This is a genomic window from Mycolicibacterium peregrinum, from assembly GCF_001665625.1.
In the GTDB taxonomy this organism is placed as follows: domain Bacteria; phylum Actinomycetota; class Actinomycetes; order Mycobacteriales; family Mycobacteriaceae; genus Mycobacterium; species Mycobacterium peregrinum_B.
Genome location: NZ_LZSY01000171.1, coordinates 18,830 through 41,707 on the forward strand (window position 1 = coordinate 18,830; position 22,878 = coordinate 41,707).

Here is a 22,878-nt window from a genome sequence, read left to right on the forward strand (position 1 = left end):
TAGAGCGAGGGCAACTCGACGTTTCACAGGTACCGTCGCGGGGTACAAAACCTGGCGCGATGATGCGTACAGCGCATCACCAGATCAGAAAGAGGCGACGTTGACCACAATGAAGAAGTCGGCAGGTGTGTTGTTCTCGGGGTTGGCTGTCGGCCTTGCACTCGTCGGATGTTCACCTGCGATCACCGGTGGTGACACCAAGTGCAAGGACTTCATCGGGCAGGACGAGAAGACCCAGGACGAAGCCGTGTCCAAGATGCTCAAGGATGAGAAGGGCAACGATCCAGCCCAGCTCGAGATCACCGGAACCCGGATGGCGGTGCAGGCCTTCTGCCAGACCGTGGGCAAGCAGGACTCCAAGATCAAGGAAGCCCCGCACCTGAGCTGACGGGCAGGCTCTAGATCGGGTCCAGCCGGAACACCGGGCAGCGCCCGGCGAGTGCCTCGAACTCGTCCGGATTGGGCCCGGTCACCAGCCCGGCATTGCGCATGAACCCGACACCGGTCGGCACCAGGACGGGGAATTGGCGTAGCAGCGGCCGCGCCTGCTCGACGGGGATCTCCACCACTCGGACCCGCTGGTCTTTGCGGCCCTGGTGCACGGTGGCCTCGCCGGCAGCGCGGGCGTTGGCGGCCCAGTCGCCCTTCGGCAGTCCGCCGACGATGTAGCGGTGCCCGTCGACGGTCATCGGGGTGACGGGCGTCGACCGGGGTTTACCGCTCTTGCGGCCCGTCACCGTGAGCACCACGGGACCCTTGTCGCCGCCGACGCCGAGCTTGTTGAGCCCGATCATCACCTTGTTGACGTATTTCAGCCACCACGGTGGCCGGATCCGGTCGTCAGCCATGACTCCACACTAGGCGCGGATACCGACAGCCTGCAGGGCCGTGATCAGCCCGTCGGGCCGCTGCTCGGTGGGCAGCGGATCGACCAGTGCGAACTGGCAGCCGACTTCACGGGCACCGCCGTCGGCCTCCTCGCTGTCGCCGACCATCAGCGCTTCCTGTGCCGGCACACCGAGGCGCTGCAGTGCCGTGGTGAATATCGCCGGGTCTGGTTTGACCGCACCCACTTCGAAGGACAGCACGAACTCGTCGACGTGCTCGGCGGCGCCGATCGCGGTGAAGGCCGGACGTACATCGAATGCGATGTTGGACACAACGGCCGTCCGGAGTCCCTGTGCTTTCAGGCTTTTGAAGACCCGCGCGGTGTCGGGGTAGGCCGTCCAACTGGCCGGATCGATCACCCGGTTGTACAGCGATTCGGCGTGATGGTGGGCCAGCCCGGATTCCCGCAGCACATGCAGATAGGCCTCACGGTGCAGGTGCGGGGCCAGGTCCCGGTTGGCCCAGGCTTGGTACTGCTCATCGGTCATGGTCACGGACCGTCCGGTCGGGGCGGTCAGCCGGCGCATCAACTCGGCCTGCACGTGGCCGTCGACCTCACGTTCATCGACGGCCATCCCGGCGAACCAACTGTCCTGTTCCTCGAGGCGGAAGAGGGTCCCGGAGAAGTCGAACAACACTGCCGACACCATGTCCGCCATCGTGCCACGACCCCGCCCGGGATCAGCCGCGTTCGCGGATTGCCTTGTTCGCCAGTACGTCTCGCTCGCGTTCGTTGTCGGTCAGGGCGGCGGCCCGGTCGAACTGCTCGGCGGCCTCGGTGTGCCGGCCCAGCCGGGACAGCAGTTCGCCGCGCACGCTGGGCAGTAGGTACGAGCTGTCCAACCCCTCGATCCCGTCGACGATCTCCCATGCCTCCTGCGGGCCGGAGTGCATGGCGACGGCCACCGCCCGGTTGAGTTGGACCACCGGGGACGGGGTGATCTGCAGCAGCGCGTCGTACAGGGCGACGATGCGCGCCCAGTCGGTGTCGGCCGCCGTCGGGGCGACTGCGTGGCATTCGGCGAGCGCGGCCTGCAACGCATATGGGCCCCAACCACGTTGCTGCCGTGCTGTAGCGGAGCGCTCAAGGGCCTTGATGCCGCGCTGAATCTGGGCCCGGTCCCAGCTGGCCCGATTCTGGTCCTCCAGGAGGATGGGCCGGCCGTCGGCATCGGTGCGCGCCGCAAAGCGTGAGGACTGGAACTCCATCAGGGCGAGCAGGCCGTGGACCTCGGGTTCGTCGGGCACCAGGGCGGCCAGCACCCGCCCCAATCTCAGGGCCTCGGTGCATAATTCGTCGCGGATCCAGCGCTGTCCGGCGGATGCCGAGTAGCCCTCGTTGTAGATCAGATAGATGACCGAGAGCACCGCCGACAGTCGGTGCGGGTATTCGTCGCGCGGCGGTACCTCGAAGGGCGGGTTGGCTTGTGCCAGAGTCTTTTTGGCCCGGGTGATGCGCGCGGCCGCGGTGGCGGTCGAGATGAGGAAGGCCCGGGCGATCTCCTCGGTGCTAAGCCCGCCGACCATGCGCAATGTCAGCGCGACCTGGGCTTCGCGGGACAACACCGGGTGCGCGGCGATGAAGATGAGGCGCAGGACGTCATCGTCGATGCGGTCGGGGTCCCAGGCCTCGTCGACGTGCTCGGCCAGGTCGTGGGCCAGCACGGCGTACTTGGCGTCGAGGTTTTCCGCGCGCCGCCAGTGGTCGATGGCCTTGCGTTTGGCCACGGTGGTCAGCCAGGCCCCGGGGTTTCGCGGCACACCGGTCTGCGGCCACTGCGTGAGGGCGTCGAGCAGTGCGTCAGAGGCGAGATCCTCGGCCAGACCGACATCGCCGACGGTGCGGGTCAGCGTGGCCAGGATCTTGGCCGCCTCCATCCGCCAGACCGCGTCGAGCGTTGCGCGCATGTCGGCAGCGGTGGCGGGCACGTCGGGCACCTCACCCATTCTGCCGAGCAGACGCGTCGCCCATTGTCGGGCGTCCATTGCCCCGGGCGCCCATTGTCACGCTGGAGTGGCACTGGTGGCCGACAGTCACTCCAACGTGACAAAGCTGGATGGTCGATGGCGACGTGTCACCCCACTGTCACGCTGGAGTGGCACTGGTGGCCGAGCGCCACTCCAGCGTGACAAAGCGGGCAAGTGACAAAGCGGGCAAGTGACAAAGCGGGCAAGCGGGCAAGCAGGCCCGAGAAAATCAGCCGATCGCGCGGGCAGCACCTTCCCAGAACTGGGCGCGCACGGCCTTCTTGTCCGGCTTGCCGAGTGCGGTCACCGGCACGGAGTCGACGACGATCACCTGCTTGGGCGATTGCACCGAGCCCTTGCGGTCCTTGACCGCGGCCTGGATCTCGGCGGTCACCGTGGCCACCGCCTCGTCGCTGGAGTCGGCGTCGGGACGTAGCACGATCACCGCGGTGACGGCTTCGCCCCACTTCTCGTCGGGGGTGCCGATCACGCACACCTGGGCCACCGAAGGATGCTCGGCGACAACGTCTTCCACTTCACGCGGGAACACGTTGAACCCACCGGTGACGATCATGTCCTTGACCCGGTCGACGATGAACCAGTAGCCGTCCTCGTCTTCGCGGGCCATGTCGCCGGTGTGCAGCCAGCCGTCGCGGAAAGTCTCCGTGGTGGCGTCCTCGAGCTTCCAGTAGCCGCCGGCCAGCAGCGGTCCGGACACACAGATCTCGCCGACCTCGCCCCGGGGCACCGGGTTGCCCTCGGTGTCCAGCAGCGCGGTCCGCGCGAACAGGGTGGGCCGCCCGCAGGAGGTCAGCCGCTTCTCGTCGTGGTCCTTCTTGCCCAGGTACGAGATCACCATCGGGGCCTCGGACTGGCCGTAGTACTGCGCGAAGATCGGCCCGAAGCGCTTGAGCGCCTCGGCCAGCCGCACCGGGTTCATCGCCGAGGCGCCGTAGTACACGGTCTCCAGCGAGGACAGGTCGCGGGTGTGCGAGTCGGGGTGGTCCATCAGGGCGTAGATCATCGACGGCACCAGCATGGTCGCGGTGATGCGTTGTTCTTCGATGACGCGCAGCACCTCGGCCGGGTCGAACTTGGTCAGCACCACCAGTTCGCCGCCCTTGACGATGGTCGGCGTGAAGAACGCCGCGCCGGCGTGTGACAGCGGGGTGCACATCAAAAAGCGCGGGTTCTCGGGCCACTCCCACTCGGCGAGCTGAATGGTCGTCATGGTGGAGATCGAACGCACCGTGCCCATCACGCCCTTGGGCTTGCCGGTGGTGCCACCGGTGTAGGTGAGGCCGCCGACGTGGTCGGGAGCGAGTTCGGCGGCAGTCAGCGGCACCGGGGAGTACTTGGCGGCCTCGGCCGTCAGATCGGAGACCGACGCGCTGGACGCGGCCAGGGCTTCGGGCACCGGGCCGATCGTCAGCACCTGGCGAAGCGAGGGCACCTTCTCCAGCAACCCCAGGGCCCGCTCCACGAACGCGGGGGTGGGGTCGATGATGAGCGTCGTCACCTCGGCGTCGGACAGCACGTAGGCGTGGTCGTCCAGCGAACCGAGAGGGTGTAGTGCCGTCCGGCGGTACCCCTGGGTCTGGCCGGCGCCGATGATCATCAGGACTTCAGGCCGGTTCAGGGACAGCAGGCCGACGCCCTCGCCGGTGCCGGCGCCGAGCGCCTCGAAGGCCTGAATGTACTGGCTGATGCGTTCCGCGAGCTCGCCACCGGTCAGGGTGGTGTCGCCGAGGAACAGCACAGGCTTGTCCTTGTTGCGCTTGAGCGCACTGACGGTGAGGTGGCCGGAATGGATGGGATGGTGCAGCAGCGCATCACTCATGAACTACAGACTAGAACGTGTTCCAGAAACTGCGGAGCCGATCCCCCGATGTGGGATGTAACACAAGGTCATCGCGGACCGAAATACAGACCGAAATACAGGTAGTGCGGTACTCGTGTCCACGAAGTCCGCGCTGCTTAATCTCTGAGATGTGGGGGGCGGAGCCGGGCCCCGGCGGGTTAGGGACCGCCGGGGCTTGTGCTCGGATCAGCGGTTGGCGGCGGCGCGGGCGGCCTTCGCCGCCTTTTCCGCGAGGTCGGCCTTCCACTGGATTTCCTTCTGGACCCACTCGTTGTCCTGTGGAAACTCTTCGGTCTCGCTGACCCGGCGGACCTCCAGCTTCACGCCGCATCCCAGCGGGCACTTCCGGGCCCACTGCTTGGCCTCCTCCTTGGAAGACACCTCCAGGATCCAGAACCCGTTGAACAGTTCCTTGGCCTCGGTGTACGGCCCGTCGGTGACCACCGGGGGATCGGCGTTGAAATCGACGACGAAGCCCTCGTCGGGATCGGTCAAGCCCTCGCCGGCCAGCATCACACCGGCCTTGATCAGCTCTTCGTTGTAGCGGCCCATCTGGGCGATGATCTCGTCGAAGTCGATGTTCTCCTCGGCCATCGCGGCCTCGGCCTCGGGGGTGGACCGCATGATCAGCATGTAGCGCGACATTGTGTGTCTCCTTCGTGCGTCGGGAAGGGGCTCGGCCTATCGTGCCCTCGTTACTACGTCGAACGGCACCCCCCGAAAATCGACACAGGCCGAAAACTTTCTGAAAATTTCTCAATCCGCAGGCCACGGCTGTTTGCGCTGAAGATTGCGGCCACCTGATGACCGCTATCTTCAGCATTGGCTCCTCGAAGACGGGCGACGCTCTAACATCCGGGCATGACCAGCCCGAGCGAGTCCGCTGATCTCGTCCTCTACGGAACCATTCTCACGGTCGACGACACGCAACCCACTGCCGAGGCGCTCGCAGTCTCCGGCGGGCGCATCGTCGCCGTCGGCTCCCGGGCCGAGGTGGCCGGCTGGGTCGGGGAGCGCACCGATGTCCGTGAGGTCAATGGCTGCGTCATGCCGGGTTTCGTTGAGGCTCATGGTCATCCGCTGATGGAGGCGGTCGCACTTTCCGGCCGTATCGTCGACATCCGCCCGGTCACCTTGCCGAGTGCCGGCGAGGTGCTCGACGCGATAGATGCCGAGGTCGCCCAGCGCGGAGCCGACGGCGCGTTCCTGAACGGCTGGGATCCGTTGCTGCAGGACGGATTGCCCGACCCGACCCTGGCCTGGCTGGACGGCATCGCGCCCGACACGCCGCTGGTGATCGTGCACAACTCGGGCCACAAGGCCTTCTTCAACAGCGCGGCCGCCCGCCGTGCCGGGCTGACCCGAGACACTCCTGACCCCAAGGGCGCCAAGTACGGACGCACGGCAGACGGGGAGCTCGACGGCACCGCCGAGGAAACCGGGGCGGTGTTCCCGCTGCTCGGCGATGCCATCTCGGCTCGCGACTATCCGGAGATGCTGGCCGCGGAATGCGCGCGGCTGAACCGGGCCGGCTTGACCACCTGCTCGGAGATGGCGTTCGACCCGATGTTCCGGCCGTTGCTGGCGCAGTTGCACGACCAGCTGACGGTGCGGTTGCGCACCTATGAGATGTCGACCGCCGCGCTGCACACCGACGCCAGCCCGGCCGAGGGCGACGACATCGTGCGCCAGGTCGGCATCAAGATCTGGGTCGACGGGTCGCCATGGGTGGGCAACATCGATCTGACGTTCCCGTACCTGGACACCGATGCCACCCGGACCATCGGTGTGGTGCCCGGCTCGTGCGGCCACGCCAACTACACGAAGGAACAGCTCACCGAGATCGTGGGCACGTTTTTCCCGCAGGGTTGGCAGCTGGCCTGTCACGTGCACGGTGACGCCGGGGTGGACACCATTTTGGACGTCTACGAGGAAGCACTGGGGCGCTGGCCACGAAAAGATCATCGGCTGCGGCTGGAACACGTCGGCGCGATCACGCCCGAGCAGTTGCAGCGTGCGCACGGCCTCGGGGTCACCTGCAGCCTGTTCGTCGACCATCTGCACTACTGGGGCGACATCCTCGTCGACGGGCTGTTCGGGCCCGAGCATGGCGGGCGCTGGATGCCCGCGGGCTCGGCAGTGGCGACCGGCATGAGGATCTCGCTGCACAACGATCCGCCGGTCACCCCGGAGGAACCTCTGCGCAACATCAGCGTGGCCGTCACCCGGACCGCGCCGAGCGGCCGGGTGCTCGCCCCCGAGGAGCGGCTCACCGTCGAACAGGGGATCCGGGCGCAGACCATCGACGCCGCGTGGCAGTTGTTCGCCGACAACGTGATCGGCTCACTCGAGGTCGGTAAGTACGCCGACCTGGTGATCGTCTCGGCCGACCCGCGTACGACAGCCCCGGAGAGCATCGCCGACCTGGAAATACAGGCCACATTCCTGGCTGGGCAGCAGGTTTATCCGAAAGCCGGTTGACGGCTCGCGTGCCATGGCACGCTCTGGACATGTCAGATTTGCCGGCTCCGCAGTTTCTCGACGAACGCGCCGCCCACTGGGCGGCCACAAAGCCTGACGAGGAAGCGGTCACCTATCTGAGCCGCAGTTGGACCTGGTCGCAGTGGTACGACAGGGTCCAGCGGTTGGCCGGTGCGTCGAGTGCGTGGGGCGTCGGGCGTGGTGACGTGGTGGCATTCCTCGACAAGAACCACGTGGCGTGTGTCGAGATGACGCTCGCGGCCGCGTCGCTCGGCGCGGCCAACGCGATCATCAACTTCCGGCTCGCCGCCGACGAGTTGGATTACGTGCTCAACGACTGCGGGGCCAAGGTTCTCGTGGTCGGTGAGGAGCTCCGGCCGGGTATCGACGCCATCGCCGATCGGCTCACGTCCGTCGAGCACATCGTGACCGTGACGCCAGAGGGCGGTGACGGCGACGAGTACGAGGCGCTGCTGGCCGGTGCGTCGCCGGCCGGTCGTTCGGCCGATGTTCAGCCCGACGACACGTGCATCATCATGTACTCGTCGGGCACCACCGGCAGGCCCAAAGGCATTGCGCTCACCCACTCCAACGTCATCGCCCACACGATCAACGCATTCGAGGGCTGGACGCTCAGCGCCGGCGACAAGAGTCTGGTGGCCATGCCGCTGTTCCACGTCGGAGGGTCGTCCTACATGCAGTGGGGGCTGTATCACGGGGCGCCGACGTACATGACGCGTGATGTCGACGGGATGGCCTTGGCCGGCGGGATTCTCGCCGGGGCGAACCGGACGTTCCTCGTTCCTGCCGTGCTGGCCAAGGTGTTCGACACCGGCGAGGACGCGGTGAAACTCTTCGGTGCGTTGAAGACCTTCGCCTACGGCGCATCGCCGATGCCGTTGCCGCTGTTGCGTTCTGCGCTGCAGGCCTGGCCGGAGACAGAGTTCATCCAGGTGTACGGGCTGACCGAGGTCTCCGGGGCGATCAGCCGGCTGGGGCCCGATGATCACCGTGAGGCCAGTGAAGAGCGGCTCATGAGTGCGGGCACCGTGGTTCCCGGCGCCGAGGTCAGGGTGGTCGATCCCGACACCGGTGCCGAGGTGCCCGCTGGCGAGCAGGGCGAATTGTGGTTCCGCTCACCGCAATTGATGAAGGGTTATCTGAACCGACCGGAGTCGACGGCAGAGGCCATCACGCCTGAGGGCTGGTTCCGCACCGGCGACATCGGCCGCGTCGACGACGGCGGCTACATCTTCGTCGAAGACCGGCTCAAGGACATGATCATCTCCGGCGGGGAGAACATCTACTCGATCGAGGTCGAGCGCGTGCTGGCCGAACACCCCGCTGTCGTCGACGTCGCGGTGATCGGGGTGCCCGACGAAAAATGGGGTGAGTCGGTGAAAGCCGTTGTGACACTGGAAGGCGAGGTCTCCGAGCCAGACCTGATCGCGTTCGCCCGCGAACATCTGGCCGCCTACAAATGCCCCAAGTCGGTCGACATCGTCGACGAGTTGCCGCGTAATCCCACCGGCAAGATCCTCAAGAAGGATCTGCGAAAGCCCTACTGGGAGGGTCGCGACCGCGCCACCGTGTGAGAATTGGCTCTGTATTTCCTGTTCCAGCCGGAGTAGCTTCGAATCCATACGTGTGCGCGAGAACTGGGGTGCGGACATGGTGGATACGTATATTCGGCAGGGATTTTCCCGCGGGCTGGTGGTCTTGTCCGCACTGATGTTGGCCGTAACGGCCGGTCTTCTCGGTTCACCGCCGACAGCGAATGCCTGGTCACGAGCCGGTTTGCCGGTCGAGACACTCTCGGTTCCGTCGGGCGCCATGGGGCGCGATATCAAGGTGCAGTTCCAAGGCGGCGGTTCGCACGCGGTCTATCTGCTGGATGGCCTGCGTGCCCGCGACGACGCCAACGGCTGGGACATCGAGACCCCGGCGTTCGAGTGGTTCTACCAATCGGGGTTGTCGGTGGTCATGCCCGTCGGTGGCATGTCGAGCTTCTACACCGACTGGTATCAGCCGGCGGCGGGCAACGGCGGTGTGCAGACCTACAAGTGGGAGACGTTTCTGACCAGCGAGTTGCCGCAGTGGCTGGCCGCCAACCGGAATGTGTCCTCATCGGGCAACGCGGTGGTCGGACTGTCGATGTCGGGTAGCTCGGCGCTGATCCTGGCCGCCTATTACCCGGGACAGTTCCGCTACGCGGGGTCGTTGTCGGCGTTCCTGAATCCCTCGGCCGGCCCGTGGCCCGGTCTGATCGGCTTGGCGATGAACGACTCCGGTGGTTTCTCCTCGGCGGCCATGTGGGGTCCGCCGGGTGATCCGGCGTGGGCGCGCAACGATCCGACACTGCAGGTGGGGCGCCTGGTGGCGAACCACACCCGCATCTGGGTGTACTGCGGTTCGGGAACCCCGGGCGAGCTGGGCGGCGGCGACCTGCCGTCCACCTTCCTGGAGGGCACTGCGCTGCAGAGCAATTTCAACTTCCGCGACCAGTACGTCGCAGCGGGCGGAAACAACGCGGTGTTCAACTTCCCGCCCACCGGCACCCACACCTGGAGCTACTGGGGTGCGCAGCTGAACCAGATGAAACCCGACATCCAACGGACCCTGGGCGCCGCCTGACCGCGTTGGGCATCATTGACGGCGTGATGGACGCGGCGCCGACGTTGGATGACCTATTGGACCGTCTGCATGTCGTGGCACTGCCGATGCGGGTTCGCTTCCGCGGCATCACTGTTCGTGAGGTGGCGCTGATCGACGGCCCGGCCGGTTGGGGGGAGTTCGGCGCGTTCGTCGAATACGGGGCGCCGGAGGCGGCGGCCTGGTTGGCCGCCGGCATCGAGGCGGCGTACCGGCCGGCGCCTGTGGTCCACCGCGATCGCATCCCGATCAACGCCACCGTGCCCGCGGTCCCGGCCGCCCAGGTGCCCGAGGTGCTGGCGCGGTTCCCGGGTGCACGCACGGCCAAGGTCAAGGTCGCCGAGCCGGGGCAGACCCTGGCTGACGACGTCGCGCGGGTCAACGCCGTGCGCGCGCAGGTTCCGGTGGTACGGGTGGATGCCAACGGAGGCTGGACGCTGCCGCAGGCAGTCGAGGCTGCCGCAGCGCTCACCGCTGATGGGCCACTGGAGTATCTGGAGCAGCCGTGTTCGACGGTCGACGAGTTGGCCGCGCTGCGGCGGCAGGTGTCGGTGCCGATCGCGGCCGACGAGTCGATCCGCAAGGCCTCTGATCCGTTGCGGGTGGTGCGGGCCCGTGCCGCCGATGTCGCGGTGCTCAAGGTGGCGCCGCTGGGCGGGGTGGCACGCATGCTCGACATCGCCAAGCAGATCGATATCCCGATTGTGGTGTCCAGTGCGCTGGATTCAGCGGTCGGCATCGCGCGCGGATTGCTGGCCGCCGCCGTCCTGCCCGAGTTGGAGCACGCGTGCGGTCTGGGCACGGGCGGATTCTTCGTGGCGGACGTAGCCGAGGTTCCGGCGCCGGTCGACGGGTACCTGCCGGTGGAGACGGTGGTGCCGGATCCCGACCGACTGTCCGCGTTGGCAGCGACGCCGGAGCGTCGGCAATGGTGGATCAACCGGGTACGCGAGTGCTACCCACTGACATTGGAGTAGGGCACTACTCTAAGCAAACCGGCTCGGTCGTCCGACACTCGCTGGATGACTCGATTTCGCGTCGGCATCATGGACCCGACGATCGCCTCACGGCCCACCGTGGACCTGTTCACCCGGGCAAACTACCTGAGTGCGGTCGCCGGAGGCGTCGACTCGTTCTGGGTGCCCGACCACCTCAACGCGCTGTTCCCCCGATCGTTGTGGCAGCCGAAGTTCTGCGGTGGCGCCAAGATGCTGCCCTCGGCCGATGCCTACCTGGAGCCGTGGACGATGCTGGGTAATCTCGCCGCCCGCAACCGGGTTGCCCGGCTCAGGTTGGGAGTGGGGGTGACCGACACCGGCCGGCGCAACCCGGCCGTCACCGCGCAGGCCGCTGCGACGATGAACCTGCTCACGAAGGGCCGGTTCATCCTCGGCATCGGCGCCGGAGAACGCGAGGGCAATGAGCCCTATGGTGTGGATTGGGCGAAACCGGTGGCCCGGTTCGAAGAGGCGATGGCCACCATCCGGACCCTGTGGGATTCGAATGGTGAACTGGTCAACCGTGATTCGCCGTTCTTTCCGCTGCGCAACGCGATCTTCGACCTGCCCGCGTACCGCGGACGCTGGCCCGAGATCTGGATTGCCGCGCACGGTCCGAGGATGCTGCGGGCCGCGGGCCGCTACGCCGACGGGTTCTTTCCCGCGTTCCCCCATGCGCCGCAGGAGTATGCCCAGCGTCTCGAGGTCGTGCGGTCGACTGCCTCCGACGCCGGGCGCGATCCGATGGCCATCACCCCTGCCCTGTGGATGATGGTCGTGCCGGCGCGCACGCCCGACGACCTCGACGAGGCACTGGAATCGGCGGTCCTCAAGGCCGGTGCGCTGAACGCACCCGATGATTTCTACGCCCGACACGGTGCCCAGCACCCGCTGGGCGTCGGTTTCTCGGGCGCGCAGGACATCCTGCCCCAGGACTGGGATGAGGAGACGGCGCTGTCCTATGTCAAGGCGGTTCCGACGTCGCTGCTGCGGGAGATGTACCTGTGCGGGACAGTGGATGAGATCGTCGAGCAGGCGGCGGAGTGGCGCCACCACGGTGTTCGGTACCTGGTGCTGGCGAATGTCGGTCCGCTGCAGGGCACGCTCCGCAGGGGCCTGACGTCGCAACTGCTGTACAGCCAGGTCATCCGCAAGCTGAAGAAGCTCTGATCCCCATGGGCGGTCTGCAGGTCGGCCTGTTGGACTTGATCACCGCGAGCAAGCCGGCGGCAGACACCTTCACCAGCGCCAATTATCTGTCGGCCGTCGGTGCCCGGGTCGATTCCTTCTGGGTGCCCGACCATCTCAACGCGATATTCCCCCGGGCGTTGTGGCAGGAGAAGTACTGCGCTGCAGCCAAGTTGGTCCCCTCTGTCGATGCCTGCATGGAACCGTGGACGATGCTGGGGAAGCTCGCGGCGCGCAACCGCTTCGCGCGGTTGCCGCTCGGCATCTGTGTCACCGATGCCGGGCGCCGGAACCCGGCTGTCAGCGCTCAGGCGGCGGCAACCATGCAGCTGCTGACCAAGGGGCGCTTCATCTTCGGTATCGGCCCCGGCGAGCGCGAGGGCAATGAGCCCTATGGTGTGGATTGGTCGAAACCGGTGGCCCGGTTCGAGGAGGCGATGGCCACGATCCGTGCCTTGTGGGACTCGAATGGTGAACTGGTCAACCGCGATTCGCCGTTCTTCCCGCTGCGCAACGCGATCTTCGACCTGCCGCCCTACCGGGGCAAGTGGCCGCCGATCTGGGTTGCCGCGCACGGCCCCAGGATGTTGCGTATCGCCGGACGCTACGGTGACGGGTTCTTCCCGGCGTTCCCACACTCGCCCCAGGATTATGCCCAGCGGTTGGAGGTGGTGCGCGGGGCCGCATCCGACGCGGGCCGAGACCCTATGGCCATCACCCCGGCGCTGTTGGTGATGGTCGTGACGGCGCGCAGCCGCGCCGAGGTCGACGATGCCCTGGAATCCGAGGTGATGCGGGCAGGTTGCCTCAGTGCGTCCGATGAGTACTTCGCGCGGCGCGGCGCAGAGCATCCACTGGGAGTGGGTTTCTCCGGCGGCCAGGACATCCTGCCCCAGGACTGGGACGAGCAGACCGCGCTCTCCCACATCAAGGGCATCACGCCGCACCTGATGCGGGACATGGGGCTGATCGGGACGCCCGACGAGGTGCTGGACCGGGTGGCCGAGTGGCGGGATTGCGGCGTGCGCCACCTCGTGCTGACCAACGGCGGCCTGATGCAGCGCAGTCTGCGGCACGGTGTGGCGACGGTGCCGTCGTTCTACCGGGTGGTGCGCGGGATCAAGAAACTCTAGAGGCCGGATGCCGGCCCATGTCCTGATATGTGGGGTGCGTGACGTAGACGCCATCGCCGACGTCGCGAACACTGAAGGCGTGACGCGATCCGTGGTGATCCTGGGCTACGCCGGGGTGCAGGCGCTGGACCTCGTCGGGCCCTTCGACGTGTTCTCCACCGCCACGCTGGCACTGGCCGGCCTGGGCCGACCTGGCGACGGCTATGCCGTCACGGTGACCTCGGCGGACGGGCAGCCCGTCAGCACCCTCACCGGGCTGGAGTTCGTCGCCGCGCCGCTGCCTGACCCGCACGGTCCGATCGACACCATCGTCATCCCGGGTGGGATCGGCGCCGATGCCGCCCGGGCCAACTCGGCGGTCATCGACTGGATCAGCACGGCCGCGCGCAACGCCCGCCGCGTCGTCAGCGTGTGCACCGGTGCGTTCCTGGCCGCCCAGGCCGGACTGCTCGACGGTTGCCCCGCCACCACGCATTGGTCCTCCGCGCGCCGGATGGCAGATGAATTCCCTTCGGTGACAGTCGATCCCGAGCCGATCTTCGTCAGAAGTTCCGAGCAGGTGTGGACAGCGGCGGGAGTGACCGCAGGCATCGACCTGGCGTTGTCGCTCGTCGAAGACGACTACGGCACCGACATCGCCCAGACGGTCGCGCGCTATCTGGTGCTTCACCTGCGCCGCCCCGGCGGTCAGACCCAGTTCGCCGCGCCAGTGTGGATGCCGCGGGCCAAGCGTGCCCCGATCCGCGTGGTTCAGGAATCCATCGAGGTCGAACCCGGTGGGGTGCACAGTATTTCCGAGCTGGCCCGACGGGCGGCGATGAGCCCAAGGCATTTCACCCGGGTGTTCACCGACGAGGTCGGTGAGGCGCCCGGCGCCTACGTGGAACGTATCCGCACCGATGCCGCGCGGCGCCAGCTGGAGGAGTCCGACGACACCGTCACCGTCATCGCCGCCCGCTGCGGATTCGGCACCGCCGAAACCATGCGGCGCAACTTCGTTCGGCGCCTGGGCATTTCGCCCGACCAATACCGCAAGACCTTCGCGTGAAAGGAAACACCATGCAGATCGCCATCGTGCTGTACCCCAGCTTCACCGCGCTCGACTTCATCGGGCCCTACGAAGTGCTGCGCAACTTGCCCGACGCGGACGTGCGGTTCGTCTGGCACGAGCCGGGTCCCGTCACCGCCGACTCCGGCGTGCTGACGGTGGGGGCCACCCACAGTTTCGACGAAACCCCGTCACCCGATGTGGTGCTGGTGCCCGGCGGCCCCGGCACCACCATGGCCGCCCGCGACGACAAGGTGCTCGGCTGGCTGCGTCAGGTCTATCCGGGAACGACCTGGATGGCGTCGGTGTGCTCGGGTTCGGTGGTGCTGGCCGCGGCGGGCCTGCTCGACGGGAAACGTGCGACGTCGCACTGGTCGGTGCTGAGCGCATTGAAGATGATGGGTGTGACACCGGTCGGGGATCAGCGCATCGTGCGGGCCGACCCGGACGGGAAGGTGATCACCGCGGCGGGCGTCTCGGCCGGGATCGACCTGGCCGTCTGGCTGGCGGGCCAGATCGGCGGCGAGGCGAAGGCGAAGGCCATTCAGCTGATGATCGAGTACGACCCGCAGCCGCCGTTCGATTCCGGGCACATGTCGAAGGCGAGCGCGGCCACCAAAGCCGGTGCCACCGCGCTGCTGAGCAAGGACATGATCAAGCCCGAACCGCTCAAGGCGGGGGTGTTGCTGGCGTGGGATCAGGCGATCAGGAAGGTCCGGGGCCGTCGCACTGCGTGATCTGGTGCACTGGTGGTGATCGAGTAGCGTCGGCCGGGTGAATCTGGCATATGACGAGCGAGGCAAGGGCGACCCGGTGCTGTTCATCGCCGGCCGCGGTGGTGCGGGCCGCACCTGGCACCTGCACCAGGTCCCGGCGCTGCAGCGGGCCGGCTACCGCGTCATCACCTTCGACAACCGCGGGGTCGGCGCGACGGAGAACGCCCAGGGATTCGGCACCGAGCAGATGGTGGCCGACACCGCCGAGCTGATCGAGAAGCTCGGGGCGGCCCCGGCGCACATCGTGGGTGTGTCGATGGGGTCGTTCATCGCACAGGAGCTGATGTTGGCGCGTCCCGATCTGGTGCGGTCGGCCGTGTTGATGGCCACCCGTGGCCGTCACGACCGGGCCCGCGAGTTCTTCCGCACCGCCGAGCGTGACCTGGCGGCCTCAGGCGTGCAGCTGCCGCCGACGTTCGACGCCAAGCTCCGGATGATGGAGAGTTTTTCGCCCAAGACGCTCAACGACGACGCGTTGGTGCGCGACTGGAGTGAGATGTTCACCATGTGGCCGACCAAGCAGACTCCCGGTCTCGCCGCCCAGTCCGACGCTGGTCCGGTGGGCAACCGGCTGCCGGCGTACCAGGCGATCACCACTCCGGTGCTGGTCATCGGGTTCGCCGACGATGTGGTGCTGCCGCCGCATCTGGGCCGTGAGGTGGCCGATGCGATTCCCACCGCCCGTTACCTGGAGATCCCCGACACCGGTCACCTCGGCTTCATCGAGAAGCCCGACGCCGTGAACGCCGTGCTGCTCGAGTTCCTGGCCGGGCAGACCGGCCAGACCGGCCAGTACTGACGAATAAGGTGAAGTGGTGAACCCCTCGACGGCACAGGCGCGCGTAGTCGTCGACGAACTCATCCGCGGCGGCGTCCGCGATGTCGTGCTGTGCCCGGGCTCGCGTAACGCCCCGCTGGCGTTCGCGCTGTCCGACGCCGACCGGGCCGGCCGGATTCGTCTGCACGTCCGCATCGACGAGCGCACGGCCGGGTACCTGGCGATCGGTCTTGCGGTGGCAGAACGGGCGCCGGTCTGCATCGCGATGACCTCGGGTACCGCGGTGGCCAATCTCGGCCCCGCGGTCGTGGAGGCCAACTACGCCCGGGTTCCGCTGATCGTGCTGAGCGCCAACCGGCCCTATGAAATGTTGGGCACCGGCGCCAATCAGACCTTCGAGCAGTTGGGCTACTTCGGTACCCAGGTGCGGGCCAACATCAGCCTCGGCCTGGCTGAAGACCGCCCAGAACAGCTGGACTCACTCAACGCCCAATGGCGTTCGGCGACCTGCCGGGTGCTCGCGGCGGCCACCGGATCACGCACCGCCAACGCGGGCCCGGTGCAGTTCGACATCCCGCTGCGCGAACCGCTGGTTCCCGACAGCGTGCACGCGGACGAGTCATTACCGGGGTTTGTCGGCTCCTCGCGCGAGCGCTCGTCGGAAGGCCGTCCGGACGGCAAGCCGTGGACGTACACCCCGGCGGTGAGCTTCGATCAGCCGCTGGAGATCGACCTCACCCCGGACACGGTGGTGATCGCCGGGCACGGCGCCGGTGTGCACCCCAACCTGGCCGGTCTGCCGACGGTGGCCGAGCCCACCGCGCCGCTGCCCGCCAACCCGCTGCACCCGCTGGCACTTCGCCTGGTGCATCCCAAGCAGGTCATCATGCTGGGCCGGCCCACGTTGCACCGGCCGGTGTCGGCGCTGCTGGCCGATCCGGCGGTGCCGGTCTACGCGCTGACGACGGGTCCACGCTGGCCCGATGTCTCCGGCAACTCGATGGCGACCGGTACCCGGGCGGTGGCGACCGGAACCCCGGACCCGGCCTGGCTGAACCGCTGCGCCGAGGTGAACCGGCACGCGGTGGCTGCGGTGCGTCAACAACTCGAGGCCCACCCGCTGACCACCGGCCTGCACGTGGCCGCGGTGGTCGCCGATGCGTTGCGCCCGGGGGATCAGCTGGTGCTCGGGGCGTCCAACCCGGTGCGCGATGCCGCCCTGGTCGGGCTGACCACCGAGGGCGTCAAGGTGCGGTCCAACCGCGGTGTGGCCGGTATCGACGGCACGGTGTCGACGGCGATCGGCGCGGCGCTGGCGCACGACGGCCGGACCGTCGCGCTGATCGGGGATCTGACCTTCGTCCACGACAGCTCGGGGTTGTTGATCGGGCCCACCGAGCCGACGCCGCGGAACCTGACGATCGTGGTGTCCAACGACAACGGCGGCGGCATCTTCGAGCTGCTGGAACAGGGTGATCCGCGGTTCTCCGACGTGTCTTCCCGGATCTTTGGCACGCCGCACGATGTGGACATCGCGGCGTTGTGCCGGGCCTATCACGTCGAGTGCGGGCAGGTGGAGGCCGGCGCGCTCGGCGCGGCCCTGGCCGAACCCTTCGACGGCATGCGGGTGCTGGAGGTGAAGGCCGACCGGTCGTCGCTGCGTGCCCTGCACGCGTCGATCAAGGCAGCCTTGTGAGGCCCGCACAGATCGCGGCGCGGTTGCGGGCAATGGTGCAGCCATTGATCCCGCACCTGTACGGCGAGCCGGGGGAGACCCGCTCGCAGCGGATCATCCGGCGGGTGCGGATCGGCGTGGTGATCGCCGCCTGCCTGGTCACGTTGCAGTCTGTGCTGTTGGTGATGGGCGCCTGGCGTAACGACCAGCAGATCGAGCGGAACATGGGGGTGGCCGCGGCCGAGGTGCTCAGCGCCGGACCGCGGCGCTCGACCATCGAGTTCGTCACGCCGGACCGAGTGACCTACCGCCCCGAGCTGGGGGTGCTGTACCCCTCGGAGCTCGACACCGGGATGCGGATCTACGTCGAGTACGACAAGAACAATCCCGATCTGGTGCGGGTGCGGGACCGCGACGCGTCACTGGCGATCATCCCGGCCGGATCGATCGCGGTGGTGGGCTGGCTGGTGGCGGCTGCGGCGTTGGCGCTGCTGGCTTTTCTGCAGCGCCGGCCCAGCTCAACCGGAACCGTCAACTCCTCGGCGTAGCAAGCAGTTTGGCCAGCCAGTCCGGGTCGCTGATATCGACGACCTCTTCGCCGACGAGGTCGTAGATCGCCGGGGTGGACACCTCGTATTGGGTTTCGCTGAGCAGTTCGGCGTTGGCCTCGTTGAGTTGTTCGGAGTCGATGGCCTGCGCGCCGGCCGCGATCTTGTCGGTCTGCTCGCTGCCGACCCCGCTCCCGGATGCCATCGCGGCGATCTCGTCGTCGGTCGGGCCGGGCGAGCCCTCGGGCTCCTGGTGGCCCCAGAGGTCCTGAACGAATGCCTGGAACGCCATGCCCGTGGTGCCCGGGCCGGCGGCCAGGAACAGCGCGTTGGCCACGTGGGCCGAGTACTCGGTGCCCATCCGGTCCAGGAAGGTCAGCGGCCGGTAGGTCACGGCCAGCTGGCCCTGGCCGATGGCCGCGGCGATGGCATCGCCGGACTCATGTTGCAGGTGGGCGCAGGCCGGGCACTGCGGTTCGGTGAAAAACTCGATCTGGGCAGGCGCATCCGGGAAGCCGATCTGGATACCCCAGCCGTCCTCGGTGATCACGCTGCCGGGCTTGTTGCTGTTGGCCTGCGCGGTGCCGTCGACCAATCGGGTGCACCCGGAGGTGGCACCTGCGACCGACAGGGCCACCACGGCCAGCATCGCTGCAGCAACGCGCGGTAATCGCATTCGCCAACCCTAGACCCGGGCATCAGGTTTTAGCGTGTCGTATCCCCGGACGCTACCTCGGGGACAGGTGCCGCTGGGACTATCTTGGTGTGCGCGTTGCGATCGTTGCAGAGTCCTTCCTCCCGAATGTCAACGGCGTCACCAACTCGGTGCTTCGGGTGATCGAGCATCTCCGCCGCACCGGCCACGAGGTACTCGTCATCGCCCCGGACACTCCGCGGGGTCAGCCGCCTGCCGAACGAGTGCATGACGGTGTGCGGGTGCACCGGGTGCCTTCGCGAATGTTTCCCAAGGTGACCTCGCTGCCGCTGGGCGTGCCGCGGCCGCGGATGGTCAATGTGCTGCGCGGCTTCGACCCCGACGTTGTGCACCTGGCCTCACCCGCGCTGCTCGGCTGGGGCGGCGTACACGCCGCCCGCTACCTCGGCGTGCCGTCGGTGGCCGTGTTCCAGACCGATGTCGCCGGTTTCGCCGAGAGCTACGGCGTTGGCGTGCTGTCGCGGGCATCATGGGCCTGGACCCGGCGTCTGCACAGCAAGGCCGACCGCACCTTGGCGCCGTCCACCTCGGCGATGGAAAACCTTGAGGCCCATCGGATTCCCCGAGTGTTCAAGTGGGGACGCGGCGTGGACATCACCGGGTTCGCCCCGTCGGCTCGCGATGAGCAGCTGCGGGCGTCGTGGTCGGCCGAGGGCAAGCCGGTCGTCGGGTTCGTCGGACGGTTGGCGCCGGAGAAGCACGTGGAGCGCTTGGCGGCGCTGGCCGTGCGCGACGACCTGCAGCTGGTGGTGGTGGGTGACGGGGTGGACCGGGCCAAGCTCGAATCTGTGCTGCCATCGGCGGTTTTCACCGGTGAACTGCACGGCTCGGAACTGGCGGCGGCCTACGCCAGCATGGACGTGTTCGTCCACCCCGGCGAGCACGAGACGTTCTGTCAGGCCGTTCAGGAGGCGATGGCCTCGGGTCTGCCGGTGATCGCTCCCGATGCCGGTGGGCCTCGGGATCTGGTGGCGCCCTACCGCACTGGACTGTTGCTGCCCGTGAACGAATTCGAGTCCGCGCTACCCGCTTCTGTGGAGCACCTGATCGCCGAGCGGTCGCGCTACTCGGTGGCCGCCCGGCGTAGCGTGCTGAGCCGCACCTGGCCCGCCATCTGTGACGAGCTGATCGGGCACTACGAAGCCGTGCAGGGCCTACGCCGGCTGCGCGCCGCCTGACTTGGCTACTGCTCCAACCGGTTTCAGGACCGCAGCCACTCCAGCAGATCCGCCATGATGGTCTCGGCGTGGGTGGTCGGCATGCCGTGCGGGAAACCGGGGTAGCTCTTGAGGGTCCCGTTGGGCAGCAGCTTCGCCGACAGCGGACCAGAATCCGCGTACGGCACGATCTGGTCGTCTTCGCCGTGCATCACCAGTGACGGCAAGGTGATCTTCTTGAGGTCCTCGGTGAAATCCGTCTGGGAGAAGGCGACGATGCCGTCGTAGTGGGCCTTGGGGTCGCCCATCATGCCCTGGCGCCACCAATTGGCGATGATCGCCTCGCGGGCAGGCTGGGGAGTTTTCTCCTGTTCGCGATTGAAGCCGTAGAACGGACCTGACGGCAGGGCGCGGTAGAACACCGAGCGGTTCGCCGCCAGCTGCGCCTGCAGATCGTCGAACACCGACTTGGGCAGGCCGCCCGGGTTGGCGTCGGTCTTGACCATCAGCGGCGGCACCGAGCTGATCAGGACCGCATGCGCCGCCCGATCCAGCCCGTGACGGGCCAGGTAGCGCACCAGCTCACCCCCGCCGGTGGAGTGGCCGACGTGGATGGCGTCGTGCAGATCGAGGTGCTTGACCACCGCGGCGAGGTCGTCGGCGTAGTGGTCCATGTCGTGACCGTCGGCCACGTGGGAGGAGCGCCCGTGCCCACGCCGGTCGACAGCGACAACCCGATAGCCGTGCTGAAGGAAGAACAGCATGAACGTGTCCCAGTCGTCGGCCGACAACGGCCAACCATGACTGAAGACGATGGGCTGGCCGGAGCCCCAGTCCCGATAGAAAATCTCGACATTGTCAGAAGTCGTGATCTTAGGCATGTGCTCGACGCTACGCCCATCCGCGCTTTGCCGGCGGGGTTCTCGGCCTAGTTTTTCTGCTGGGCGGCCAGCCACGGGATGAGGCCGCCGGCCAGGACGTGCTGGATCTGGCGCGATGAAAGTCTGTGCTGCACCGGCAAACTCGTGCCCTTCGTGGTGTTGGTAACGGTCATCGGAAGGCCGTCGGTCAACGCCTGGCGTACGTTGGTGAGGGAAAGCACGTCACCCTGAGCGACGCCGTCGTAGTCGGCCGGATCGACGAATTCCAGTGCCAGCACACCGAAATTGGCGAGATTTTGCCAATGGATACGGGCGAAGGACTTGGCGATCACGACCTGCAGCCCGAGATAGCGTGGCGCGATCGCGGCATGTTCGCGCGATGAGCCCTGACCGTAGTTCTCCCCGCCGACGATGATGTGGCCGTTCTCGGCGGACTGCGCCCGTTCCGGATAGCTTTCGTCGATCTGGGTGAAGCTGAACATGGCCAGCTTGGGAATGTTGGACCGGAACGGCAGGGCACGCGCGCCTGCCGGTGAGATCTCGTCGGTGGAGATGTTGTCGCCGACCTTGAGTAGGACCGGGGCCGTCACTGCATCTGACAGCGGCGTCAGCTCAGGAAGGCTGGAGATGTTGGGGCCCTTGATAACCTGGACGGCCCGGGCCTGCTCGAGCGCGGCCGGGGCGACCAGCATGGCGGTGTTGACGCTGAAATGGGTGGGCAGATCGAGCTCGGGATACTCGATGCCGTTGTCGGCGGCCCACTGCCGCGGGTCGGTGATGACCCCAGTGATCGCCGATGCCGCAGCGGTTTCCGGCGAGCACAGCCACACCGAGTCCTCCTTGGTGCCGGACCGGCCGGGGAAGTTGCGGGGCATGGTCCGCAGCGAGTTCCGGCCAGTGGCCGGAGCTTGGCCCATGCCGATGCAGCCCATGCAGCCGGCCTGATGGATGCGCGCGCCGTTGATGACGAGTTCGGTCGTGGCGCCCATTCTCGTCAGGTCGGTGAGGATCTCGCGGGAGGTGGGGTTGACATCGAAGCTGACGTCGGGCGAGGTCTGGCGGCCGTGCACCATGGCCGCTGCGATCGCGAAGTCGCGTAATCCGGGGTTGGCGCTGGAGCCGATGACGACCTGCGCGACGGGCTCACCGGCCACCTCCGACACCGGCACGACGTTGCCCGGCGACGACGGTCTGGCGATCAGCGGTTCGAGCGCCGACAGGTCGATGACCTCGTCGATGTCGTATTGCGCGCCGTCGTCGGCGACGAGTTCGGTCCAGTCGTCACCGCGATCCTCGCCGGTGAGAAAGTCACGCACCGCTTCGTCGCTGGGGAAGACGGTGGTGGTGGCCCCGAGCTCGGCGCCCATGTTCGCGATGACATGCCGGTCCATGGCCGACAGCCCGGCCAGACCGGGACCGTAGTACTCGATGATGCGGTTGACGCCGCCCTTGACGTCGTGGCGCCGCAGCATTTCGAGGATGACGTCTTTCGCCGAACACCATTGCGGGAGTTCGCCTTCCAATCGGACACCCCACACCTGGGGTGCCCGCAGGTGCAGCGGCTCGCCGGCGATGGCCAGCGCCACTTCGAGCCCGCCGACACCGATCGCCAGCATTCCCAGTGATCCGGCTGCCGGAGTGTGGGAGTCCGAACCCACCATCGTCTTGCCGGGTATGCCGAAGCGCTGCATATGCGTGGGGTGGGAGACGCCGTTGCCGGGCTTGGAGAACCACAGCCCGAAATGTTGCGCCGCGGTCCGCAGATATTCGTGATCCTCGGCGTTCTTCTCGTCGGTCTGCAGCAGGTTGTGGTCGACGTACTGAACGCTGACCTCGGTGCGGGCGCGATCGAGCCCGAGGGCTTCGAGCTCCTGCATCACCAGCGTTCCCGTCGCGTCCTGGGTCAGCGTCTGGTCGATCCGGATCGCGATCTCGTCCCCGGGTGTCATCGACCCGGAGACGAGATGGGACCCGATCAACTTCTGTGTGACGCTCTCCGGCATTCACCTAGCGTTCCCGCGTGCTCACGCCCCGAAACCGAGCTCACCATCCCCGGGCGAGCAGACACGTAGGTACCCCGGTAATGGCGTTACGGGGTACCGGAGCGTCTGCTCGCCGGAGGAAACTCGCG

21 protein-coding genes are annotated in these 22,878 nt (G+C 67.3%); 13 read left to right on the top strand and 8 right to left on the bottom strand.

All coding sequences use genetic code 11. The annotated features are described in order from the left end of the window. Positions 1-109 precede the first annotated feature (109 nt). A complete protein-coding gene (locus A5779_RS26900; protein WP_055110400.1) occupies positions 110-388 on the top strand; it encodes a hypothetical protein in 279 nt (92 codons plus the stop codon). A gap of 10 nt (positions 389-398) precedes the next feature. On the opposite strand, the gene A5779_RS26905 is transcribed toward A5779_RS26900, so the two are convergent. The 5 genes from A5779_RS26905 to A5779_RS26925 form a co-directional block, all read right to left on the bottom strand. Continuing rightward, positions 399-848: a nitroreductase family deazaflavin-dependent oxidoreductase gene (locus A5779_RS26905; RefSeq protein ID WP_064886775.1), complete on the bottom strand. Its 450-nt coding sequence runs from the start codon at positions 846-848 to the stop codon at positions 399-401. A gap of 9 nt (positions 849-857) precedes the next feature. Further along, positions 858-1,547 carry an HAD family hydrolase gene (locus tag A5779_RS26910; RefSeq protein ID WP_064886776.1) on the bottom strand — a complete coding sequence of 230 codons (690 nt, stop codon included), beginning with the start codon at positions 1,545-1,547 and terminating at the stop codon, positions 858-860. Between the two features lie 22 nt (positions 1,548-1,569). After that, entirely contained in the window at positions 1,570-2,796 is a 1,227-nt protein-coding gene (locus A5779_RS26915; RefSeq protein WP_236734903.1) for an RNA polymerase sigma factor, read from the bottom strand. A 289-nt stretch (positions 2,797-3,085) separates the two neighbouring features. Next, entirely contained in the window at positions 3,086-4,696 is a 1,611-nt protein-coding gene (fadD8, locus tag A5779_RS26920) for a fatty-acid--CoA ligase FadD8 (protein ID WP_064886778.1), read from the bottom strand. 207 nt (positions 4,697-4,903) lie between these two features. Then, positions 4,904-5,362, bottom strand: a complete 459-nt coding sequence (locus A5779_RS26925) for a YciI family protein (RefSeq protein WP_055110391.1) — start codon at positions 5,360-5,362, stop codon at positions 4,904-4,906. 216 nt (positions 5,363-5,578) lie between these two features. Here A5779_RS26925 and A5779_RS26930 point away from each other — a divergent pair, with 216 nt between their 5' ends. From A5779_RS26930 to A5779_RS26980, 11 genes are all read left to right on the top strand, one after another. Next, positions 5,579-7,198, top strand: a complete 1,620-nt coding sequence (locus A5779_RS26930; RefSeq protein ID WP_064886779.1) for an amidohydrolase — start codon at positions 5,579-5,581, stop codon at positions 7,196-7,198. Positions 7,199-7,227: 29 nt separating this feature from the next. Beyond that, on the top strand, positions 7,228-8,793 hold the full coding sequence (locus A5779_RS26935) for a long-chain-fatty-acid--CoA ligase (protein ID WP_064886780.1): 1,566 nt from the start codon (positions 7,228-7,230) through the stop codon (positions 8,791-8,793). Between the two features lie 76 nt (positions 8,794-8,869). Further along, on the top strand, positions 8,870-9,832 hold the full coding sequence (locus A5779_RS26940; RefSeq protein WP_064886829.1) for an esterase family protein: 963 nt from the start codon (positions 8,870-8,872) through the stop codon (positions 9,830-9,832). A 26-nt stretch (positions 9,833-9,858) separates the two neighbouring features. Then, on the top strand, positions 9,859-10,827 hold the full coding sequence (locus A5779_RS26945; RefSeq protein ID WP_064886781.1) for an o-succinylbenzoate synthase: 969 nt from the start codon (positions 9,859-9,861) through the stop codon (positions 10,825-10,827). Between the two features lie 45 nt (positions 10,828-10,872). Continuing rightward, positions 10,873-12,018, top strand: a complete 1,146-nt coding sequence (locus A5779_RS26950) for an LLM class flavin-dependent oxidoreductase (protein WP_064886782.1) — start codon at positions 10,873-10,875, stop codon at positions 12,016-12,018. A gap of 5 nt (positions 12,019-12,023) precedes the next feature. Then, positions 12,024-13,169 (top strand): LLM class flavin-dependent oxidoreductase, encoded by a 1,146-nt coding sequence (locus tag A5779_RS26955; RefSeq protein ID WP_064886783.1) that lies wholly within the window; start codon positions 12,024-12,026, stop codon positions 13,167-13,169. Between the two features lie 79 nt (positions 13,170-13,248). Beyond that, on the top strand, positions 13,249-14,217 hold the full coding sequence (locus A5779_RS26960) for a GlxA family transcriptional regulator (protein ID WP_236734898.1): 969 nt from the start codon (positions 13,249-13,251) through the stop codon (positions 14,215-14,217). Between the two features lie 11 nt (positions 14,218-14,228). Then, positions 14,229-14,954 (top strand): DJ-1/PfpI family protein, encoded by a 726-nt coding sequence (locus A5779_RS26965; protein ID WP_064886831.1) that lies wholly within the window; start codon positions 14,229-14,231, stop codon positions 14,952-14,954. Between the two features lie 37 nt (positions 14,955-14,991). Continuing rightward, complete coding sequence (locus A5779_RS26970; protein ID WP_055110380.1) at positions 14,992-15,792, top strand: alpha/beta fold hydrolase; 801 nt, start codon at positions 14,992-14,994, stop codon at positions 15,790-15,792. A gap of 16 nt (positions 15,793-15,808) precedes the next feature. Then, a complete protein-coding gene (gene menD / locus A5779_RS26975) occupies positions 15,809-17,467 on the top strand; it encodes a 2-succinyl-5-enolpyruvyl-6-hydroxy-3-cyclohexene-1-carboxylic-acid synthase (RefSeq protein WP_064886833.1) in 1,659 nt (552 codons plus the stop codon). A gap of 32 nt (positions 17,468-17,499) precedes the next feature. Beyond that, positions 17,500-17,994 carry a DUF3592 domain-containing protein gene (locus tag A5779_RS26980; protein ID WP_064886832.1) on the top strand — a complete coding sequence of 165 codons (495 nt, stop codon included), beginning with the start codon at positions 17,500-17,502 and terminating at the stop codon, positions 17,992-17,994. Here A5779_RS26980 and A5779_RS26985 read toward each other — a convergent pair. Continuing rightward, positions 17,978-18,670 (bottom strand): DsbA family protein, encoded by a 693-nt coding sequence (locus tag A5779_RS26985; RefSeq protein WP_064886784.1) that lies wholly within the window; start codon positions 18,668-18,670, stop codon positions 17,978-17,980. The genes A5779_RS26980 and A5779_RS26985 overlap by 17 nt on opposite strands. Positions 18,671-18,759: 89 nt before the next feature. Here A5779_RS26985 and A5779_RS26990 point away from each other — a divergent pair, with 89 nt between their 5' ends. Beyond that, the gene (locus A5779_RS26990) at positions 18,760-19,887 is read left to right on the top strand and encodes a glycosyltransferase family 4 protein (RefSeq protein WP_064886785.1); all 1,128 of its coding nucleotides are present in this window, start codon (positions 18,760-18,762) and stop codon (positions 19,885-19,887) included. Positions 19,888-19,910: 23 nt separating this feature from the next. Here A5779_RS26990 and A5779_RS26995 read toward each other — a convergent pair whose 3' ends face one another. Together A5779_RS26995 and A5779_RS27000 are read right to left on the bottom strand one after the other, a co-directional pair. Continuing rightward, positions 19,911-20,747: an alpha/beta fold hydrolase gene (locus A5779_RS26995; protein WP_064886786.1), complete on the bottom strand. Its 837-nt coding sequence runs from the start codon at positions 20,745-20,747 to the stop codon at positions 19,911-19,913. A 47-nt stretch (positions 20,748-20,794) separates the two neighbouring features. Beyond that, entirely contained in the window at positions 20,795-22,750 is a 1,956-nt protein-coding gene (locus A5779_RS27000) for an aconitate hydratase (RefSeq protein WP_064886787.1), read from the bottom strand. Positions 22,751-22,878: the final 128 nt, after the last annotated feature.

Excerpts from the sequence above, each read along its gene's own strand:
- A5779_RS26900 (WP_055110400.1), top strand. The coding sequence starts at position 110 with ATGAAGAAGTCGGCAGGTGTGTTGTTCTCGGGGTTGGCTGTCGGCCTT.
- A5779_RS26905 (WP_064886775.1), bottom strand. The coding sequence starts at position 848 with ATGGCTGACGACCGGATCCGGCCACCGTGGTGGCTGAAATACGTCAAC.
- A5779_RS26910 (WP_064886776.1), bottom strand. The coding sequence starts at position 1,547 with ATGGCGGACATGGTGTCGGCAGTGTTGTTCGACTTCTCCGGGACCCTC.
- A5779_RS26915 (WP_236734903.1), bottom strand. The coding sequence starts at position 2,796 with ATGCGCGCAACGCTCGACGCGGTCTGGCGGATGGAGGCGGCCAAGATC.
- fadD8 (WP_064886778.1), bottom strand. The coding sequence starts at position 4,696 with ATGAGTGATGCGCTGCTGCACCATCCCATCCATTCCGGCCACCTCACC.
- A5779_RS26925 (WP_055110391.1), bottom strand. The coding sequence starts at position 5,362 with ATGTCGCGCTACATGCTGATCATGCGGTCCACCCCCGAGGCCGAGGCC.
- A5779_RS26930 (WP_064886779.1), top strand. The coding sequence starts at position 5,579 with ATGACCAGCCCGAGCGAGTCCGCTGATCTCGTCCTCTACGGAACCATT.
- A5779_RS26935 (WP_064886780.1), top strand. The coding sequence starts at position 7,228 with ATGTCAGATTTGCCGGCTCCGCAGTTTCTCGACGAACGCGCCGCCCAC.
- A5779_RS26940 (WP_064886829.1), top strand. The coding sequence starts at position 8,870 with ATGGTGGATACGTATATTCGGCAGGGATTTTCCCGCGGGCTGGTGGTC.
- A5779_RS26945 (WP_064886781.1), top strand. The coding sequence starts at position 9,859 with ATGGACGCGGCGCCGACGTTGGATGACCTATTGGACCGTCTGCATGTC.
- A5779_RS26950 (WP_064886782.1), top strand. The coding sequence starts at position 10,873 with ATGACTCGATTTCGCGTCGGCATCATGGACCCGACGATCGCCTCACGG.
- A5779_RS26955 (WP_064886783.1), top strand. The coding sequence starts at position 12,024 with ATGGGCGGTCTGCAGGTCGGCCTGTTGGACTTGATCACCGCGAGCAAG.
- A5779_RS26965 (WP_064886831.1), top strand. The coding sequence starts at position 14,229 with ATGCAGATCGCCATCGTGCTGTACCCCAGCTTCACCGCGCTCGACTTC.
- A5779_RS26980 (WP_064886832.1), top strand. The coding sequence starts at position 17,500 with ATGGTGCAGCCATTGATCCCGCACCTGTACGGCGAGCCGGGGGAGACC.
- A5779_RS26985 (WP_064886784.1), bottom strand. The coding sequence starts at position 18,670 with ATGCGATTACCGCGCGTTGCTGCAGCGATGCTGGCCGTGGTGGCCCTG.
- A5779_RS26995 (WP_064886786.1), bottom strand. The coding sequence starts at position 20,747 with ATGCCTAAGATCACGACTTCTGACAATGTCGAGATTTTCTATCGGGAC.
- A5779_RS27000 (WP_064886787.1), bottom strand. The coding sequence starts at position 22,750 with ATGCCGGAGAGCGTCACACAGAAGTTGATCGGGTCCCATCTCGTCTCC.